We start from the raw sequence: 19,348 nt of genomic DNA, 5'->3' as shown, positions 1-19,348 counted from the left end.
ACTTAGATTATGATTGTACAAGGACAAGAAGCAATAGATAAAGCCATTGAAACCATTAATGGTGACATGGGTGCATTATGGATTACCATTGCAGCCATTTTGGTTTTCTTTATGCAGGCAGGATTCACCCTAGTGGAAATTGGATTTACCCGCAGTAAAAACTCGGGCAATATTATAATGAAAAATTTTATGGACCTTTCAATAGGCTCCATTATGTTCTGGGCAGTAGGTTATGCCATTATGTACGGCAGCGACCTTGTAGGCGGAGGCTTTTTTAGATCAAGCCCTTCCGATCAAGGGTATTTCTTTTTTAGTGCAACGGATTGGCACAACTTATTCTTCCAAACCGTTTTCTGTGCTACCGCTGCTACCATTGTATCTGGTGCCATAGCCGGTAGGACCAAATTTTCGACCTACCTTATCTTTTCAGCCGTACTCACCACCCTTATCTACCCAATATCCGGTAGCTGGTATTGGCCATTTGATGATGATGCTTGGTTGAACACTGCCGGATTCATCGATTTTGCGGGCTCTTCTGTGGTTCATGCCGTTGGAGGTGCAGCAGCTTTAGTGGCCGCTATTTTGGTAGGTCCCCGAATTGGAAAATACGTAGATGGCAAAGCAAAAGTTATCCCCGGCCACAATATGGCCTTTGGCGCCCTAGGTGTGTTTATTTTATGGTTGGGATGGTTTGGTTTCAACGGTGGCTCCCAATTGGCTTGGGGAGGAGAGAACACTGTTGGTGCAGTCGGCGTTATCATCAACACCAATATTGCTGCAGCCATGGGAGCTATAGCGGCTCTCTTCTTTAGTTGGGCCAGATACGGAAAGGCGGATATCTCCATGACTTTGAACGGTGCTTTGGCCGGTTTGGTAGGTATTACTGCAGGTTGTGGTGCCGTAAACACTTTTGGAGCTCTTTTCATTGGACTTATTTGTGGCATTGTAGTGGTCTCGTCTATTGAATTCATTGACAAGAAATTGAAAATTGACGACCCAGTAGGAGCTATTTCAGTACATGGTGTATGTGGCTTTTTGGGCACAGTACTTATTGGATTCTTTGCCTTGGATGGTGGATTGTTCTATGGAGGCGGTGCCAAACTATTATGGGTGCAAACCTACGGTTCACTGGCATATATCCTTTGGGCCGGAGCAGCATCATTCATTGTACTGTTCATTTTAAAGAAGACCATAGGTCTTAGGGTTTCCGAAAAAGAAGAAATAGAAGGCTTGGACCTTCACGAACACGGAATGGAGGCATACCCGGAACACATTTCCTCCCAAAACAACTAACTAGCTCAAACAAAAAACGGAGCGTTTGGCAGAACGCTCCGTTACATAATCTTCAAACTAACTCTATTTAAATAACCGTATGCCCCTCGCAAGAAGGGCATCTAAAACGATTCCAAGATGAGAAAGATTACGAATGCAAATTACGTAAAAAAAATCGCTTTTCCAGCACTGGCGCTGATCTCTATGGGTATGTTTGCCCAAGAAGAAGAAAAGCCGAAATTCAATTTTAGTGGTACTGTTGACGCCTATTATAGATCAAACATTACAGCTCCAAATGGCGAGGAAGCCATTGCCCCAGGTTCATCATTTGCCAATTTGGATGGATTTTCCCTGGGTATGGCCAATGTCATCGCCAACTATGAAGGTGAAAAGGTAGGATTTGTGGCGGATTTGGTCTTTGGACCCAGGGGAACCGATGCTATTTTTGCCTCGCCGATGTATTCCGCCACAGGAGATATCGTCAACCAATTGTATGTATACTGGAATGTCAGCGATGCTGTCACACTTACCTTTGGTAATTTCAACACCTTTTTAGGGTATGAAGTAATTTCTCCTGCTGCCAATTTTAATTACAGCACATCTTATCTATTTTCCTACGGCCCGTTTAGTCATACAGGCTTAAAGGCTGATTTTGATTTGGGAAGTGATTGGTCTGCCATGTTGGCTGTAATGAACCCCACAGATTTGACCGAATTGAATGGAACCGGGGATTACGCTGTTGGAGCCCAGTTGGGATATTCCGGTCAGTTTTTGAATTTCTTGTACAGCCAAGGTGGATTTGAAGTAGACTTCACGGGAGGCTTTGATGTCTCCGAAGAATTCTTTTTGGGTATAAATGCCGCCCACTTTAGCCAAGAAGATAATGGTGGAACTTTTACAGGCATTGCCCTTTATCCACAATATAAAACCTCGGAAAACTTTTCAATTGGCCTTCGCGGCGAATATTTCATGGAGGGTGATTTCTTTGGTGCAATCGGAGATCAATTTGATGCGGATGGCGATGCCAGTGTGTTTGCCTTAACACTTACAGGGAGTGCCACTGTTGGCGATTTGATCCTAAAACCTGAAATTCGTTTGGACAGTGCTTCCGAAGATGTTTTTATAGATAATGACAGAGCTCCTACGGCTAGCTTGGCCTCTGTGCTTTTTGCTGCGATATATTCCTTTTAATCCCAAGGAAAATTATCCAAGAGAAAGCCTTACTCCACTAGGATTAAGGCTTTTTTAGTCTTTATTGAAGTTTTTCACTCCTGCTCTCACCATAGTTCTCAAATAATTTTGCCTTGGCACGAGAGGGCAGGAGTACTTTTTGTTATATACACAATATGGATTGTATGCCTTGTTGAAATCAATCACAAGAGTATCCCCCTCCGGAATGGACAAGTCTATATAACGCCCTCCCCCATAGGTCTCTGCTCCGTTGGTTTCATCTAAAAAAGGGAGGAACAGATAATCTTCATATCCCTCATCATCCATTAAATCCAGACTTTGGTAGACTTCCAACTGGTGTTCACTTCCATTCAGGGTAAAGTAGGCAATTCCATAAACCACCTCTCGGCTTTTTCTGTCTGTGGTGGTGGGCAACAAAAATGGTACGGCGTCGGGAGTCAACACAAACTTTGCCTTGACCACATAGGTAGTGTCAGGCTCAAAAAAATCCAGTCCTTCAAAATCCTTGCGATACCTATCTGGCAGCGGAGAGGTTTCAGGGTCCCTAAAACTTTCGTTTGTCTCTTTCTGAAATTTTAATATATCCTCCACCAAAGATGATTTGGAAGATACCTTTTCCTCTTGGTCATGATATTTCTTACCATTGCCACATGACAAAATAATCAACACAACTAGGGTCAACACGTATTTCATGCACTCAATTTTACAACAAAAGTAGTGGAAATGATTCTTAATGGTAACTTAGCGCCACTATGATGAACAAAGTATTCTTTTTAGCCACCTTGGTTTTTCTATCCGCTTGTTCGGAGAAAAAATCAATAGAGGAAATCCAACAGGTAGAACAGCGGATATTACCAACTTTGGACCCTGATCGATACAATGTGGGATTTTTGATCATGGATGGAGTTTACAATACGGAGTTCACGGCTCCTTTCGATATATTTCAGCATACACAGTTCAGAAAAGGGATCAAGGCCATGAACACTTTTTCTGTAGCCAACACTTTGAAACCGATAACCTCGTTCGAGGGCATACGTATACTTCCCGATTTTGACTACACCCAGGACGCATTGCCCAAAATTGATATTTTGGTGGTTCCAAGCGCAGAGCATCACTTGGATACGGACTTGAAAGATACCACAATGCTGAATTTTGTGCGTAAGGTGAGCAAGGAAGCCCTATTTGTGACCTCGCATTGTGATGGAGCCTTTGTATTGGCCAAATCGGGAGTTTTGGATAGTGTGGTTTCCACAACTTTCCCAAGCGACATTGGGAAGTACAGGGAAATGTTCCCCCATCTCAATGTCAAGGATAGCGTTTTGTTTGTTCACGATGGAAAGTTCATTACCTCGGCAGGTGGGGCAAAAAGTTTTGAAGCGGCGCTCTACCTATGCGAATTTCTATATGGAAAGGAAATTGCCGAATCCATAGCAGGCGGGTTGGTCATTGATTGGAAACTTGACGAGGTTCCAAAACTTATTCTTCCTCAATAATATCGTAAAGAGCGTCTTTTAGATATTTGGAGACCAAGGTGTTAAACTCAGGGGTTATCCTTAAAAGGGCCGTATGCTCCAATCCATACAACCTCTCTTTATCCTTGAATCCTTTTTTCAAGGCTTCCTCCAAGTAGAAGAGAGCCGTCCCAAAATCCTCGTTCTTAGCGCTTAAGGAAATGGTCTTGAGGTAAAATTCGAAGTTATTGGGTTCCAAAATCGTTTTTAGCATGTATAAAAAGGCAAGGGCATCTTGGTCTATAACCTCATTCGTTTGAACCATTTCAATATTGTCTGTCGCCAAAGCATTCACAAAACCCAACAAACGATTTCCCATTTCCACTTCGTAGGGGTTAGAACTTGTGACAAACTTGTTTATCTCGGCCATTTGATAGTTCCACCAACCCAAATTCTTAAAATTATGGGTAAGCAAATCCTCTTCCATATAATACTGATAGTCTTCCTTTAAAAGTGTTTCCTTCAAAAAAGCGGCATTTTCGGCACGTCTCATGGCCCTAAACTGCTTATTCTTTCTTAGTTCCTTTTGTACTTTCCGAAGTGAATCCAAATTTTTCAGCGCCCCGTACATGCCCATCATTTCACCTAAATACTGCTCGGCCACAAGAAAGTTTCCAGAGTTTTTAAGACTGTTTATCTTCTCCAAATCTTCTTGAAAAGCTGCTTCCACATAAGCAGAATCCCTGGGTATCCATTTTCTTCCCATGGCCTGCAGAGTGAACAACTGCATTCCTTTTTTCAGGTATTCTTTTTCTGGCCAATCGCTTTTTTCTTCGAACAACAATATATGGTTGGGAAATTTATAGGCGTCCAATATTTTCTCATCCGACAATAGTGTTGGGTAATTAAAATGGTTCTTGTTGACCATCCCAATGAAATGGAAGGGTTCCTTTATATTTAGTAAGTCTGTATTGGCGAGTGATGCGCTTATGGAAATCACCCCCTTTACTTGTTTGATAAAAGTGGGCACCAAACTGGCAAAACGTCCTCCAGAATCTGTACCCGCTGCATACAATCTCCCATTTTGAATGGGCAACATGCCTGTTATACTTTCCAGTGAACCTGCCGTTGCCAACATATTATTGGTCAATGAAATACTATCTAACACCCTAGGCGCAGCCAAGACATAGCCTTCCTCTTCAGCGGATGATAAAAACATGGACATGGCTTGTTTTTCTTTACCTTCCAAATTGAATATCATCAACAAAGGCCATTGCCTGTCTGTAGTAAAATATGTGGGAAGATAGAGCGAAAAAGTACTTGAAATGGAATCGTTTGCTGGGATTGACTCAATGATTTCCCCCTTTTTTAAGGTTATGGTTTGGGCTGAAAGAGAGGTCAGCAGAATACCTGAGAGAAAAAGTAATAGGTATGGTTTTTTCATAGTTCTATTGCAACAAAAATCTAGCCAAAAAGGTTAAGAACTCCAATTACCCATGCATTAATCGGAATTTACTTGATCAACTTGCCATTCTTTATCGGGGCATGGGCCACAACATTACTTAATACTATATGGGTTCTACATTCTCCGTACACGATAAGTTCGTCAATAAATTTTTCCAAATGGGCCTGGTCCCGAAGCACCACTTCCATGATAATGTTCTCGTTCCCGGTAATCCGATAACAGTTTACCACCTCTTGAAATGACTTCACCTTGTCCAAAAAAGGCTTTAGTTTTCCCATAAAGGCCCTCAACATAATAATCGCCTTAAGCTGATGACCTGCCAAAACGTAAGAGATATTGGCACCATAGCCCTCAATGATTCCCAAGTCCTCCATCTTTTTTACACGCTCTGCAACCGCCGGCGGTGTAAGACCAACTTTACGCCCAATATTGGCAAAAGATTCCCTGGCATTTCGCTGCAAATACCCCAAGATTTGCCAATTAAGTTCATCGACCTTCATATATAAAGAAAAATAGCTTTCAAAATTTATATTTAAAGGTAAAATAACTTTTTCTCTTTTGAAAACAAAGTAACAATTTTTAATTCGTGCGTAATTTTATAGGACAAAATTGCTATGAAAACATGGAGAAGAGTTCTCTAAATTCACTGGTTGTCTACCGTAATTCTTTGGCTTTGCGAGATTTGAGCGAAGCTGTGGCTTCGTATTTTTCCTATAATAAGGAAATTCTATCGTTGCGTAAGATCGATAATTTTCGGGATGACATTTCCCAATCCCTTAAAAACGATGCACTGCTCATTACCAAAGAAGTGGAGCAAGCTGCCTTGAGCAATTCCTATTCCGTTCGGATGCGAAGTCTTAGCTACATCAACATTATGACCCGCAATATTTTAGCCTATTGCAATGGTTTGGAACGCGATGGTGTAAAGGAAAAGGAATATCTAAACCTGCTTCGCAAGGAAATTAAAATTTTTAGGGTTTCCTTTAAAAAGTGGCGAAAGTCTTTTCACAATAGAAACGACTAGTTTTCCCTTTTTACATATTACGTCGGTATTGCCCTCCCACTTGAAACAAGGCTTTTGTGATTTGCCCCAAAGAACAGTATTTGGTGACTTCCATTAGTTTTTCAAAAATATTCCCATTTTGAACTGCGACCTGTTGTAGCGCCAACAAATGCTTTTCTGCCGCACCACGTTCCCTTACATGGAGGTTGTTCAAAGTATCAATTTGGTTTTTCTTCTCTTCTTCCGTTGCCCTAATCACTTCAGCCGGTAAAATGGTGGGGGATCCCTTGGAACTTAAAAAAGTATTCACCCCAATAATGGGATATTCCCCGGAATGTTTCAAGGTTTCATAATGAAGACTTTCCTCTTGAATCTTGGAACGTTGGTACATGGTCTCCATGGCACCCAATACTCCGCCCCGTTCCGTAATTCTATCAAACTCCATCAATACTGCCTCTTCCACTAAATCTGTCAACTCCTCGATGATGAAAGACCCTTGAAGTGGATTCTCATTTTTGGCCAATCCCAATTCCTTATTGATGATCAATTGTATGGCCATGGCCCTACGGACCGATTCTTCGGTTGGAGTGGTTATGGCTTCATCATAGGCGTTGGTATGCAAAGAATTACAATTGTCATAAATGGCGTAGAGCGCTTGAAGCGTAGTTCTAATATCATTGAAATCAATTTCTTGGGCATGCAAGCTCCTTCCAGAAGTTTGTATATGGTACTTCAACATTTGGGCCCTAGGGTTGGCCCCATATTTTTCCTTGAGTGCCTTGGCCCAAATCCTTCGGGCCACCCTTCCTATCACAGCATATTCGGGATCCACCCCATTGGAAAAGAAAAACGATAGATTGGGACCAAACTTATCAATGTCCATTCCCCTGCTCAAATAATATTCCACATAAGTGAATCCATTGGAGAGGGTAAAAGCCAATTGTGTGATGGGATTGGCACCGGCCTCGGCTATATGGTATCCTGAAATAGAGACCGAGTAAAAATTACGCACTTGATGGTCAATGAAATATTCCTGCACATCCCCCATCAACCTCAGGGCAAATTCGGTTGAAAAAATACAGGTATTCTGCGCTTGGTCTTCCTTTAAAATATCGGCCTGTACCGTTCCCCTGACTTGGCTCAGGGTTTCCTTCTTGATTTTTTCATACACCTCTTTGGGCAACACCTGATCTCCGGTGATCCCCAAAAGCATCAATCCCAAACCATTGTTCCCTTCGGGAAGGTCTCCTAAGTACGTGGGACGGGCTGTTTTTTTCTTTTTGAAGATATCCTCAATCTTCTTCTCGACCTCTTTTTCGAGTCCTTTTTCCTTGATGTACTTCTCACAGTTTTGATCAATGGCAGCATTCATGAAAAAGCCCAATAACATCGGAGCCGGCCCATTGATGGTCATACTCACAGAAGTCATGGGATTGCTCAAATCAAACCCGGAATAGAGCTTTTTGGCATCATCTAAACAACAAATGGACACTCCGGCATTACCAATTTTCCCATAAATATCTGGTCTGTGGTCAGGATCATTTCCATACAATGTCACAGAATCAAAAGCTGTGGAGAGACGCTTTGCAGGCATATCCAAACTTACATAATGGAACCTTCTGTTGGTACGTTCCGGGCCACCTTCCCCTGCAAACATTCTTGTAGGGTCCTCCCCTTCCCGCTTGAAGGGATACAGTCCAGCAGTATATGGAAACTCTCCTGGCACGTTCTCTTGCAAAATCCAACTGAGAATATCACCCCATGCCTTGTATTTGGGTAAGGCCACTTTTGGGATTTGACTATGGGAAAGTGATTGGGTATGGGTTTTTATCTTCACTTCTCGATTCCGTACCTTAAAGGAGTAGACCTCGGATTTGTATTGGGCAACCGTATCCCGCCATTTTAAAATCGATTCCCAGTGCTGTGGCAGGAGGTGCATCTTCACCTTATCAAACTCTTTGATCAATATATTCAATAAGCTCTTTTCATCGGCACTTGTTGAATGGGAAAGAACATTATCCTCATTAAGACCTGATTTACCCAAAAAAAGTTCCTCGGCTTTACTTTGGTCCATATCCAAAATACTGGCCAAGGTGAGAAAAATACCATACAGCTTTTGGGCGACCTTGGCTTGATTGATTGCCTTAAGATCATAAGACCTATTATTCTCGGATATTTCTGAGAGGTATCGGGTGCGGGATGGTGGAATTACATATATTTTTTCGGCCATTTCTTGGGTCACCTCAAAATTTGAAACCAATTTGGAACCTGCCTTTTCCACCAAAGTATCCATGACCTTTTTGTAAAGATTGTTCATCCCAGGATCATTGAATTGCGAAGCAATGGTCCCAAAAATGGGAAGGTCCTCTTCCTTGGCATGCCATAGCCCATGGTTTCGCGCGTATTGCTTTTTTACGTCGCGAAGGGCATCCAAAGCTCCCCTTTTATCGAACTTATTTATGGCCACCACATCCGCAAAGTCCAACATATCTATCTTCTCCAACTGGGTAGCAGCTCCAAATTCCGGAGTCATCACATAAAGAGACACATCGCTATGTTCCAAAATCTCGGTATCTGACTGACCTATTCCTGAGGTTTCCAGAACAATTAAATCATACTTTGCGGCCTTAAGAACCTGAACGGCTTCCGATACATGTTTGGAAAGGGCCAAATTCGACTGCCTGGTGGCCAACGACCGCATATATACCCGTTCGTTATTTATAGCGTTCATCCGGATCCTATCCCCCAAAAGTGCTCCACCGGTTTTTCGTTTGGATGGGTCCACAGAAATAATGCCCACATGCTTCTCGGGAAAATCCGTCAAAAAGCGGCGGACCAGCTCGTCTACCAAACTGGATTTCCCAGCACCTCCTGTCCCGGTTATTCCCAAAACGGGCACTTTCGCAGCTCCGTCCTGGATTTCATCTTCATATTTTTCAAACTCGTCATGTCTGTTTTCTGCCAAGGAAATCAATCTAGCAATTGAATTGACATCTTTCCCTTCCAGTACTTTTCCGACCTTTTTCCCTTTGGGAAGTATTAAATCCGGGACTTGGGCATCGCAGCGCTGCACCAAATCATTGATCATCCCCTGCAGTCCCATATGGCGACCATCATCAGGTGAATAGATGCGCTCTATTCCGTAGGTCATTAATTCTTTTATTTCCTCGGGAAGTATCACACCTCCACCACCTCCAAAAATCTTGATATGGCCAGCCCCTCTTTCCTGGAGCAAATCAAACATATATCTGAAGTACTCATTATGCCCACCTTGATAGGAAGTCATGGCGATGGCATTGGCATCTTCCTGAATGGCACAGTCCACCACTTCGGCGACACTTCTATCGTGTCCCAAGTGAATCACCTCGACCCCGGTGGATTGGATAATACGCCTCATGATATTAATGGCTGCATCATGCCCATCAAAAAGCGAAGCTGCAGTTACAATCCTGATTTTATTTTTAGGCGAATAGGGTTTGATTTGTTCCATTATCAATAAAAGGTCTTTTTCCGCCATGCAATTTACAGAAAATGCAAATCAAAATCGATTTCACTTAGAATATTACAAAAAACTTTGGTCATTTGGTCTGCTTTTTCTGAATGTTATAATTTTATCGGTCTAAATTCGTCCATGAAGCTCACTATACTTATCCATTGTCCCGACCAATCCGGTATTATACGATCCGTAACCACTTTTATCCATCAGCAAGAAGGAAACGTTGTGTATTTGGATCAGCATGTGGACAAACAGGCTGGGGTTTTCTTTATGCGTTTGCAAAGTGAGTTTGAAAAGAAAATTGTTTTGGATGATTTCAAGACAGAATTCGGCGCCACCCTTGCCAAAAAATTTGATATGGAGTGGGATGCCTATCTTGAAGGCCACAAACCAAAGATGGCCATCTTTGTATCCAAGTACAACCATTGCCTTTATGATTTATTGAGTCGTTTCAACTCTGGAGAATTGTTGGTCGATATTCCTTTTATCCTGAGCAACCACCAAGATTTGGCCTATGTGGCGGAACAGTTCAAGATTCCGTTTTACCATGTTCCTGTTACCAAGGAGACCAAAGAAAATGCCGAGGCCGAACAGCTCAAACTATTAAAGGAACACCAAGTGGATTTTATCGTATTGGCACGTTACATGCAGATTATATCCCCGAGATTGATTGATGCCTATCCTCAAAAAATCATTAACATCCACCATTCCTTTTTGCCGGCCTTTGTGGGAGCGAAACCGTACCATGCCGCTTTTGAACGTGGTGTCAAAATTATTGGGGCCACTAGTCATTATGTAACTGAAGATTTGGATGCCGGCCCTATTATTGAACAGGATGTCACGGCTGTTTCCCACTCGCATTCCATCAAGGATTTTATTGCCAAGGGAAGGGATTTGGAACGAATTGTACTTTCCCGAGCCGTACAGCTCCATGTAGCCCGAAAAACCATGGTCTACAATAATAAGACCGTGATTTTTTCATAGTCGACAACCGGAATCACTATTTGGCTGACACGGATTTATACAGTCCAAAACAGGCAATGACCCCCCACACAAAATTAATGAAGAGTACGGCCCAAGCCGAATAATAGGCGCCGTTGGCTACAAAAAGGACACTGCCGATAATGTTGTACCAATGGTATACGGGTTGATTGGAAGTCCATCTTCCACGAATCAACATGTAGTAGGAAAAGAGAAAGCAATAAGAACCAACCCAGCCCAACAACTCAAAGAAAACCCCCATCAATCCGCATATTTAAAAAGGCCCAAACAGTGCCTTATGTAGATTTCTTGCTGCCTTTGATGATCCTCATCATTCTGTTGGAACATCCCCATGTAGTAATAGGACCCATCGATTAAGGCAAAGATGATTTCGGTGAGCTCATCAATATTAGTGTTGGTTATGATTCCATTGTTATGCGCCTGTTTCAATTCTTCCCGCAGCACATCGTGCAATTGCAGTAGGTACTCTTTAAAACTGTCATTGAAGGCCTTGTTCCTGTAGATAAGGGCATAACAGCTATAAAACACCCCATCGTCAAAATACTGGTTCCATTTTCTTGAAAATAGATTATAGATCAACGCCTCAAGATCCTTTTGGGTCTTTATGGTTCCCAAATGATCTTCCACCAATACCTTAAGGTGTTGTTGAAGAATATATTCGTTCAACCCTATCAATAGTTCGTCCTTGGTATTAAAATAGTGCATGACCAAACCATTGCTGATTCCCATGGCTTTGGCCACTTTGGCTATGGAAGCATTTTCCAGTCCAATCTCCTTGGACACCTCATAAAATGCCTTTATGATTTCCAATCGCCTTGTTGGCCCCAAACTCTTTCTTCCCATGGTTCGTCCAAATTATAATGTTAAAGCAATAATACTCTTTTTTTTAAAAAAATAGATTGACTGAACGTTCAATTAATTTATTTTATAATTTCGTAACGATCACTTAAATATTTATTAATTGAACGTTTATTCAATTTACATTTCTTTGACCCATCGTTTAACACATCATCATGAAAACTAACTATCTTCTTTTTCTCACTGCCCTTTTCGGCCTTACCACTACTTATGCAAGCTCTACGACTACGCTGGATTCCATTGCAAAAAAAGTGGTGTTCATCATTGTGGATGGCATCTCGGCCGATCAACTAAAAAATGCCCATACGCCTTATCTGGATAGTATTGGAACCTCGGGAGGATACACCAATGCCTATGTTGGTGGTGGAAAAGACACCTATTCCGAAACCCCCACTATCTCTGCAGTAGGCTACAACAGCCTTCTTACGGGGACATGGGCCAACAAACACAATGTATGGGGGAATGGTATTAAAAAACCCAACTATAACTACCCTACCATCTTTAAGTTACTCAAAGACCAACGACCCAACGGAACCGTAGCGGTCTTCTCTTCCTGGTTGGACAATAGAACCAAACTCATTGGTGACGGTCTCCCGGAAACCGACCATATAAAAGTAGACTACGCCTTTGATGGGCTGGAGCATGACACCATCAACTATCCGCATGATGCCCAAAGAAACTTTATGAAACTGATTGACTACACGGTGGCCGACCAAGCTGCAAAGACCATTCTTGAAAAAGCCCCGGATGCTTCATGGGTCTATCTGGAGTTCTCCGATGATATGGGCCATGGGTTTGGTGATAGCGAACGATTTAACGCAGCCATACAGTTTGAAGATGCCCTCGTGGGCAAAATTTGGCAGGCCATAAAAAAGCGACAATCAACCCATAAGGAAGAATGGTTGCTTATTGTGACCACCGATCATGGTAGAAGTTCCAAGGATGGCAAGGGTCATGGAGGCCAGAGTGATCGGGAGCGTAGCACTTGGATCGTGACCAATTCCCAAAATACAAATACCTACTTCAAGGAGCAGACCCCTGCCGTTGTGGACATCCTGCCTACCATGACTGACTTTCTCAGCCTTAACGTACCCATGGATGTGCAAAGGGAGTGGGACGGGGTCTCCTTGATACAACCCGTAGATGTCATTGACCTAAAGGCAAAAAAAGAAGGCAAAAAGCTTGTTCTGACCTGGAAGCACTTTGCCAAAGGGGAGGCCAAACTGTACATGAGTGACACCAATGAATTTAATTCGGGAGGGAAAGACACCTACAAATTGGTAAAGACAGTTGCCCTTGAAGAAGGTGGAACAACCCTTTCCGTAAGAAAACTTCCCAAGGGGTTTTGCAAACTCGTCCTGGAAACCCCAAATACCAAATTGAACACATGGATTTTGGAAAATAAATAACAACTAAACCATCTAAATGCAAACATGAAATGAAAAACAACTTACTTTTTGTACTGTTTTTAACCACCGCTTTCCTAGGCTATGGCCAGAAGGAAGTCTCTGGTACCATCGCCGACGCCTCCAATGTACCTTTGGCCGGTGTGACCGTAATGGTCAAAGGCACAACGAACGGAACCGCATCCGACTTTGACGGAAACTATTCCATTACGGTGGAAGAAGGCCAGGTTTTGGAATTCTCCTACATTGGTTTCACCACCAAGGAAGTGACTGTTGGCGCATCCAATACCATAAATGTGGTGTTGGAAGAGGATGTCCAAAGCTTGGGCGAAGTGGTCGTCGTAGGTTTTGGCACCCAAAAGAAAGTGAATCTTTCCGGTGCTGTGAACAACGTATCCGTAGAGCAATTGGACACTAGGCCCATCAACAATGTAACCCAAGGCCTGCAGGGTATTTCCCCGGGTCTGAACATTGATTTCAACAGTGGTGCCCCCGGAGCTAATCCTGTAGTGAACATTCGGGGTTTTACCTCCATCAATGGAGGAAATCCCTTGGTAATCATTGATGGCGTCCCTTCGGATGTATCACTTTTGAATTTGATTGCCCCAGAAGACGTTGAAAGTATCTCTGTACTAAAAGATGCCTCTTCCGCGGCAATTTACGGAGCAAGAGCTGCCTTTGGGGTACTATTGATCACCACAAAGACCGGGAGTAAGGAGAAGACATCCATCCGATACAACACTTATGTTACCCTAGGCACCCCAACCGTTGTACCCGAGAAAACCACCGATCCCTACATCTATCTGGCATTGCAACGTTTGTCCGAGGATAATACCCCATGGACTGGTGTGGGAACCTCAGCCGAAAGACTGGCTTGGGCAAGGGAACGAAGCGACAACCCGCTTGGCACTGTTGGAGTAAGGGAAAGTTTCAACAACCCCGGACTATGGGAATATATGGGTAATGAAAACTGGACCAATTATTTCTTGTCCAGCAACACCTATTCCCAAAACCATAACCTAAGCTTCACAGGAGGTTCAGAAAAAGTGAGCTATTATCTTTCAGCCTCGCACAACAAACACAATGGTTCCTTAAAAATTGCGGATGACTACTTCAACAGAACTGGATTAAGAAGTAGGGTCAATGTACAACTGAACGATTGGCTGAGTCTGGGCAACAATACTTCCTATCTAATTTCAAAGCGGAAAAACCCCTCCTATTTCAACATTCAAACCTTATACAACTTTGCTCCTACGGATTGGGACAAAAATCCCGATGGCAGCTGGGCCAATACCGATGTTGGATGGATGGGCGCCCGTTTGACGAATGGAGGAAACGAGACCGGTAAAACCAATACATTCCAGACCACATTTGACACCCAGGCTTGGTTGATCAAGGACATTCTAAAAGTCAATGCCGAGTATACCCTGCGCAAAGAGCATTATAATTATGATGCCAATTATGCCAAGTTTCAGATAGGATACGGCCCGGACGATGTTCGTGAAGAAGGAATAAACGAAGTATGGAAACGATTCTCCGATGAACGATATCAAGTATTGAACATCTACGGAACTTTCAACAAAAACTTTGGTGACCATGCCTTGACTCTTTTGGGCGGTTACAACCAAGAAGAGTCCCGATATGATTATGTGACCCTTAACCGGGATGCGGTCATCTCCTCTTCCCTCCCCACCCTTGAATTGGCAACGGGTACGCTATATGGCAACCAATTTATACGATCATGGGCACTGCGTGGATTGTTCTACAGGGCCAATTACATCTATAAAGATCGCTATATTTTGGAACTCAATGGAAGATATGATGGTTCATCCAGGTTCCCAAAAGATAAACGTTTTGGATTCTTCCCATCTGTTTCCCTCGCTTGGAACGTTGCCAACGAAAACTTCATGAAGTCCCTATATCCAACCTTGAACCTATTGAAGTTCAGGGCATCCTATGGTTCCCTTGGAAACCAGGATGTAGGGTCCGATAAATTGAACGATGGTTCCTTTGACTATATCCCTTCCATGGGATCGGATTTGGCAGATTATATCATCGATGGTGAACTGCCTTTAAAAATTACGGCGCCAGGCATTGTTTCCAACAACTATACTTGGGAAGAAGTAGTTTCCAAGAATGTGGGCGTGGACCTTGGTATGTTCAACAATAAGTTCAATGCTTCTTTTGATTATTTTGTCCGGGACACCAAAGGAATGCTCACGCTGGGCAAGGACCTTCCTGCCGTTTTGGGTGCCAGTGAGCCTAAAGAAAATGCAGGAGACCTACGTACCGAAGGCTGGGAATTGTCCTTGAGCTATCAGAACAACTTTGGAAACCCCAACAACCCATTACGATTCAGTGCCAAATTTAATTTGAGTGATAGTAAATCCACCATCACCCGATTTGACAACCCCAACAGAAGCCTTCTCCAGTATTACGAGGGCATGGAAATTGGGGAAATTTGGGGACTTACCTCCGATGGTTTCTTTAGATCTCAAGAGGAAATCGATGCTTTGGACGAAACCAGCATCATTCCGTGGGGAGCTCTCGAAATTGTGGAAGGATGGCCCAAATATGTGGACTTGGACGGAAACCAAAAAATTGAAAAAGGATTGTCTGCCGATGACCCCAAAGACATGAAAGTCATTGGAAATATGTTGCCTAGATACCGTTTCGGACTTAACCTCAACTTTGACTGGAACAATTTTGACCTTGGTGTTTTTCTTCAAGGAGTGGCCAAACGTGACTACTATCCAAGGGATTATCTGTACTGGGGCTTCTACCAACAGCCTTACTCGGGCGGATATGAACACTTACAGGATTTTTACCGGGCTTCCGATGACAGTGCAGACCGTGTTGCCAACCACTCCCAATCCTATATCAATGCTGGGTTGGCCAATGCAAATACCGATGCTCGATACCCAGTACTCCAGGCTTGGTTGGCAGATAGGAACTTGGGAGAGCGTTTGGACCAAGCCCAAGGTTTGGCCATTCCCCAGACCGCTTATCTATTGGATGGGTCATACCTAAGGCTGAAAAATATCACCTTCGGGTATACCATTCCGGCGAAGTTCACCAAGAACATGGGCATCTCCTCGGTACGTCTGTACTTTAGTGGCGACAACTTGTTTGAATGGTCCGAAATTGCAGATTTCTTCGATCCCGAAGCGGTTTCCGATATCAACGAACGTATCAACCCTGCCTATAGTGCCCCTAGGGGTGAGACCAGTGGATACCAATATCCCTACCAGAGAAAATATTCTTTTGGAGTCAATGTCAATTTTTAATCAAACAACACGAACACGTTAAACCTTAAACATGAAAAAGGTATTCAACATAAGTATTCTGATGGTACTCGTCTTAGTATCATCCTGTAATGACGACTTTTTGGAGCGCTTGCCCGAAACCGAGATCGTTGCCGACAATTTCTTCAATACTGAAGAAGACTTGTCCATCTATATAAACGGCCTGTACAGCTTTCCAGGATTTGGAATGTACTACGCTGATGAAGCCACAGATAATTCCGCTACCACGGGAAATCGGGAAATCAAGACTATTATGACCACGGAGGCCAACTCCAATACCATAACTTCAGGTTGGGATTGGAATTACCTCCGGAATGTCAATCTATTCCTTGAGAATTCACCAAAAGCAGATGTTTCCGAGGAGATTAGAAATCATTACGATGGGCTGGCCCGTTTTTTCAGGGCCCAATTTTATATGGGAAAAATAAAGCGCTATTCCAATGTACCGTGGTATGATACGGTATTGACCACCGATTCCGAGGATTTGTATAAAGCCAGTGACTCCCGTGAATTTGTCATTGAAAAAATCTTTGAGGACTATCAGTTTGCCATAGACCATGTCTTGGAAGATCAACCCGAAGGTGCTGTGAACAAATGGTTGGTTCTAGCCTATGCCAGTAGAAATGCCCTTTATGAAGGAACTTACAGAAGATATCATGACGAATTGAATTTGGCCGGAACTGCCAATACCTATTTGCAAATGGCTTCCAATTTTTCGAAGCAAATCATGGATAGCGGTAATTTCTCCATTTACAACACGGGAAACCCCAACTCAGATTACTACACCCTGTTTTCGAGTGAGAACCTGACCTCAAACCCCGAAGTTATCTTTACCAACATCAATATAGCCAATGTAAAGGATAGTGGTGCATGGAGCGGGGTTTTTGGAAATTATGAGATGTCTCCCGCACGTGATCTTGTGGAAAGCTACTTGATGGCAGATGGTACTTATCTGAGCGACCAGCCCAATTATGAAACGTTGACATTTGTGGAAGAGTTTACCAATCGGGACCCCAGATTAAGTCAGACCTATGCTTTTCCTGGGTGGGAGCTTATTTATGTGACCAACTATTCCTCTGGAGCTGCCAACTATGTACAACAGCTAAACAAGAATTTTACCGGCTATCACCAAATCAAGGGATTTACAAATAGTTTAGATCAAGATTTTAGAAATGATGTGGATGTACCAGTATTCCGTTATGCCGAGGTACTACTGACCCATGCCGAGGCGGAAGCCGAACTGGGCTCCGTTTCACAAAGCATTTTGGATGCCACTATAAACGAATTGCGCGGCAGAGTGGGCATGCCCACTCTTACCATGTCCGTAGCTTCAGACCCTGTTCAAGCTGCCAGATACCCCAATCTAAGCAACCCTGTTCTTTTGGAAATACGTAGGGAAAGAAGAGTGGAACTTGCCTTGGAAGGAAGACGGTTGGAAGATCTTAATCGATGGAAAGCCGGAAAACTGATGGAAAAGGAACCTCGCGGTTTATACTTTCCAGGTTTGGGCAAATACGACCTTACGGGTGATGGCATTGAAGACATCATTCTTCTTGGCGCTTCTGATGTAGTTCCCAATCCCGAAGACCGGGAGACCAACAGTTTGGATGTTACCTTGATCTATTATAGGACCGGTACTATTGGTGAAGATGTGGACGTATATCTTACCAACGGTTCAAGCGGTTATGTGATAGCCACGCCGGAGAGGGGCACTTTTACCGAGCCAAAAGATTATTATAGACCCATTCCAGCTACAGAAGTTACCCTGAACCCCAATTTGGAACAGGTTTTTGGCTGGGATTAGGGTTCAATTGTTTGAGTTAGTTTGCTTTAGTAAAGGAGGCCATAGGCCTCCTTTACATTTTTGTACAATAATTATTACCCTTAATGGGTATGCAACTCTTGCAAAGCCTTGATTTTCCTCGAAAATTTTCAATTGGTGGCCATTTTCTTGAGGTTTAGGCGTATTTTCAACCCATAACTATAAAAAAAAATACCATGAAACGAACACTGCTATGCATTCTCCTATTTCAGTTTGTGGGATGCACCGAACTGCAACAAGTAGTAAACCAATTGCCCCAAGGAACCACAGGAATTGGAAATGCAGAAATTGCCCAAGGTCTTAGGGAAGCCCTAAACATGGGTATTGAAAAACAAGTGGACAAGTTGGCCCTTGAGAATGGCTTTTTTAAGAATGAACTGGTAAAAATCCTTTTACCCCAAGAGCTTCAGAAGGTAGACAAAACCCTTCGCGATGTGGGTCTTGGCAATCTGGCCGATGAAGGTTTAAGAATCATCAACCGTGCGGCAGAGGATGCCGTGGGTGAAGCCACTCCTATTTTTGTGGAGGCGGTCAAGGGAATCACCTTTAATGATGCCAGACAGATTCTATTGGGAAGCGACAATGCCGCCACACAGTACTTGGAAGGTTCCACCAAAACAAAATTGTACGAAAAGTTTAATCCTATCATCAAAAATTCTTTTCAAAAAGTGGGGGCCGACCAAATCTGGAGCAACATCATCACAAAGTACAACAACCTGCCACTAACCAATAATGTCAACCCGGATTTAACCGACTACACTACCACCCAAGCCTTGTCTGGAGTGTATACCATGATTGCCGTAGAAGAGAAGGAAATACGGACAAAAATTTCCTCTAGGACCACCGATTTGTTAAAAAAGGTGTTTGCTTTGCAAGATTAATCATAATTTTTTCCGAATTACACAATAATAGAAATTTATTGTCGTTATAATTTCAATAAAATGAGACATTTATAACAAATTCCTAAAGTTAATTTAACCTTTATCCCACGGTTAAGCGGGAATTTTGCAAAGAATTATAATTATCTGAGTTAGCATTTTTTTGAGTTAGTTAGTTTTAAAACCGGTGCATGCACCG

General features: G+C 43.0%; 15 protein-coding genes. 9 read left to right on the top strand and 6 right to left on the bottom strand.

The genetic code is table 11. From position 1 onward, the window contains the following. The first annotated feature begins 9 nt into the window (after window positions 1-9). Both ACP14V_RS04745 and ACP14V_RS04740 read left to right on the top strand, forming a co-directional pair. A complete protein-coding gene (locus tag ACP14V_RS04745) occupies window positions 10-1,293 on the top strand; it encodes an ammonium transporter (RefSeq protein ID WP_272609556.1) in 1,284 nt (427 codons plus the stop codon). A 117-nt stretch (window positions 1,294-1,410) separates the two neighbouring features. Continuing rightward, window positions 1,411-2,463, top strand: coding sequence for an outer membrane beta-barrel protein (locus ACP14V_RS04740; protein WP_272609555.1), 1,053 nt, complete (start codon window positions 1,411-1,413; stop codon window positions 2,461-2,463). Window positions 2,464-2,517: 54 nt separating this feature from the next. On the opposite strand, the gene ACP14V_RS04735 is transcribed toward ACP14V_RS04740, so the two are convergent. After that, window positions 2,518-3,156 (bottom strand): DUF1684 domain-containing protein, encoded by a 639-nt coding sequence (locus ACP14V_RS04735; RefSeq protein WP_272609554.1) that lies wholly within the window; start codon window positions 3,154-3,156, stop codon window positions 2,518-2,520. Window positions 3,157-3,215: 59 nt separating this feature from the next. On the opposite strand from ACP14V_RS04735, the gene ACP14V_RS04730 reads away from it, so the two are divergent. After that, window positions 3,216-3,956: a DJ-1/PfpI family protein gene (locus ACP14V_RS04730; protein ID WP_272609553.1), complete on the top strand. Its 741-nt coding sequence runs from the start codon at window positions 3,216-3,218 to the stop codon at window positions 3,954-3,956. Here the strand turns inward: ACP14V_RS04730 and ACP14V_RS04725 are convergent. Both ACP14V_RS04725 and ACP14V_RS04720 read right to left on the bottom strand, forming a co-directional pair. Continuing rightward, window positions 3,940-5,358: an alpha/beta hydrolase gene (locus ACP14V_RS04725; RefSeq protein ID WP_272609552.1), complete on the bottom strand. Its 1,419-nt coding sequence runs from the start codon at window positions 5,356-5,358 to the stop codon at window positions 3,940-3,942. The genes ACP14V_RS04730 and ACP14V_RS04725 overlap by 17 nt on opposite strands. A 68-nt stretch (window positions 5,359-5,426) precedes the next feature. Then, the gene (locus tag ACP14V_RS04720; protein WP_136565767.1) at window positions 5,427-5,879 is read right to left on the bottom strand and encodes an Lrp/AsnC family transcriptional regulator; all 453 of its coding nucleotides are present in this window, start codon (window positions 5,877-5,879) and stop codon (window positions 5,427-5,429) included. Between the two features lie 122 nt (window positions 5,880-6,001). Here ACP14V_RS04720 and ACP14V_RS04715 point away from each other — a divergent pair, with 122 nt between their 5' ends. Beyond that, a complete protein-coding gene (locus ACP14V_RS04715) occupies window positions 6,002-6,403 on the top strand; it encodes a hypothetical protein (RefSeq protein ID WP_136565766.1) in 402 nt (133 codons plus the stop codon). Between the two features lie 10 nt (window positions 6,404-6,413). On the opposite strand, the gene ACP14V_RS04710 is transcribed toward ACP14V_RS04715, so the two are convergent. Continuing rightward, on the bottom strand, window positions 6,414-9,872 hold the full coding sequence (locus ACP14V_RS04710) for a methylmalonyl-CoA mutase family protein (protein WP_272609551.1): 3,459 nt from the start codon (window positions 9,870-9,872) through the stop codon (window positions 6,414-6,416). Window positions 9,873-10,013: 141 nt separating this feature from the next. Between ACP14V_RS04710 and purU the strand changes: the two genes are divergently transcribed. Then, entirely contained in the window at window positions 10,014-10,862 is an 849-nt protein-coding gene (purU, locus tag ACP14V_RS04705; RefSeq protein ID WP_272609550.1) for a formyltetrahydrofolate deformylase, read from the top strand. 16 nt (window positions 10,863-10,878) lie between these two features. Here the strand turns inward: purU and ACP14V_RS04700 are convergent, their stop codons facing one another. Continuing rightward, entirely contained in the window at window positions 10,879-11,121 is a 243-nt protein-coding gene (locus ACP14V_RS04700; protein ID WP_272609549.1) for a CBU_0592 family membrane protein, read from the bottom strand. Then, a complete protein-coding gene (locus ACP14V_RS04695; RefSeq protein ID WP_272609548.1) occupies window positions 11,121-11,723 on the bottom strand; it encodes a TetR family transcriptional regulator in 603 nt (200 codons plus the stop codon). Before ACP14V_RS04695 ends, ACP14V_RS04700 begins: the two co-directional genes overlap by 1 nt. A gap of 170 nt (window positions 11,724-11,893) precedes the next feature. Here ACP14V_RS04695 and ACP14V_RS04690 point away from each other — a divergent pair, with 170 nt between their 5' ends. The 4 genes from ACP14V_RS04690 (at window position 11,894) to ACP14V_RS04675 (ending at window position 19,152) form a co-directional block, all read left to right on the top strand. Next, window positions 11,894-13,147 (top strand): alkaline phosphatase family protein, encoded by a 1,254-nt coding sequence (locus ACP14V_RS04690; protein ID WP_272609547.1) that lies wholly within the window; start codon window positions 11,894-11,896, stop codon window positions 13,145-13,147. Between the two features lie 29 nt (window positions 13,148-13,176). Further along, window positions 13,177-16,431: a SusC/RagA family TonB-linked outer membrane protein gene (locus tag ACP14V_RS04685; RefSeq protein ID WP_272609546.1), complete on the top strand. Its 3,255-nt coding sequence runs from the start codon at window positions 13,177-13,179 to the stop codon at window positions 16,429-16,431. A gap of 31 nt (window positions 16,432-16,462) precedes the next feature. After that, a complete protein-coding gene (locus ACP14V_RS04680) occupies window positions 16,463-18,253 on the top strand; it encodes a RagB/SusD family nutrient uptake outer membrane protein (protein ID WP_272609545.1) in 1,791 nt (596 codons plus the stop codon). A gap of 194 nt (window positions 18,254-18,447) precedes the next feature. Then, window positions 18,448-19,152 (top strand): DUF4197 domain-containing protein, encoded by a 705-nt coding sequence (locus tag ACP14V_RS04675; RefSeq protein ID WP_136565763.1) that lies wholly within the window; start codon window positions 18,448-18,450, stop codon window positions 19,150-19,152. Window positions 19,153-19,348 lie beyond the last annotated feature (196 nt).

This window comes from Flagellimonas alvinocaridis (assembly GCF_965248585.1).
Lineage (GTDB): Bacteria > Bacteroidota > Bacteroidia > Flavobacteriales > Flavobacteriaceae > Flagellimonas > Flagellimonas alvinocaridis.
This window is presented reverse-complemented; position numbering and strand designations above follow the sequence as displayed.

Bases quoted from the DNA above. Each gene is read 5' to 3' on its own strand.
- ACP14V_RS04745 (WP_272609556.1), top strand. From the start codon at position 10: ATGATTGTACAAGGACAAGAAGCAATAGATAAAGCCATTGAAACCATT.
- ACP14V_RS04740 (WP_272609555.1), top strand. From the start codon at position 1,411: ATGAGAAAGATTACGAATGCAAATTACGTAAAAAAAATCGCTTTTCCA.
- ACP14V_RS04735 (WP_272609554.1), bottom strand. From the start codon at position 3,156: ATGAAATACGTGTTGACCCTAGTTGTGTTGATTATTTTGTCATGTGGC.
- ACP14V_RS04730 (WP_272609553.1), top strand. From the start codon at position 3,216: ATGATGAACAAAGTATTCTTTTTAGCCACCTTGGTTTTTCTATCCGCT.
- ACP14V_RS04725 (WP_272609552.1), bottom strand. From the start codon at position 5,358: ATGAAAAAACCATACCTATTACTTTTTCTCTCAGGTATTCTGCTGACC.
- ACP14V_RS04720 (WP_136565767.1), bottom strand. From the start codon at position 5,879: ATGAAGGTCGATGAACTTAATTGGCAAATCTTGGGGTATTTGCAGCGA.
- ACP14V_RS04715 (WP_136565766.1), top strand. From the start codon at position 6,002: ATGGAGAAGAGTTCTCTAAATTCACTGGTTGTCTACCGTAATTCTTTG.
- ACP14V_RS04710 (WP_272609551.1), bottom strand. From the start codon at position 9,872: ATGGAACAAATCAAACCCTATTCGCCTAAAAATAAAATCAGGATTGTA.
- purU (WP_272609550.1), top strand. From the start codon at position 10,014: ATGAAGCTCACTATACTTATCCATTGTCCCGACCAATCCGGTATTATA.
- ACP14V_RS04700 (WP_272609549.1), bottom strand. From the start codon at position 11,121: ATGGGGGTTTTCTTTGAGTTGTTGGGCTGGGTTGGTTCTTATTGCTTT.
- ACP14V_RS04695 (WP_272609548.1), bottom strand. From the start codon at position 11,723: ATGGGAAGAAAGAGTTTGGGGCCAACAAGGCGATTGGAAATCATAAAG.
- ACP14V_RS04690 (WP_272609547.1), top strand. From the start codon at position 11,894: ATGAAAACTAACTATCTTCTTTTTCTCACTGCCCTTTTCGGCCTTACC.
- ACP14V_RS04685 (WP_272609546.1), top strand. From the start codon at position 13,177: ATGAAAAACAACTTACTTTTTGTACTGTTTTTAACCACCGCTTTCCTA.
- ACP14V_RS04680 (WP_272609545.1), top strand. From the start codon at position 16,463: ATGAAAAAGGTATTCAACATAAGTATTCTGATGGTACTCGTCTTAGTA.
- ACP14V_RS04675 (WP_136565763.1), top strand. From the start codon at position 18,448: ATGAAACGAACACTGCTATGCATTCTCCTATTTCAGTTTGTGGGATGC.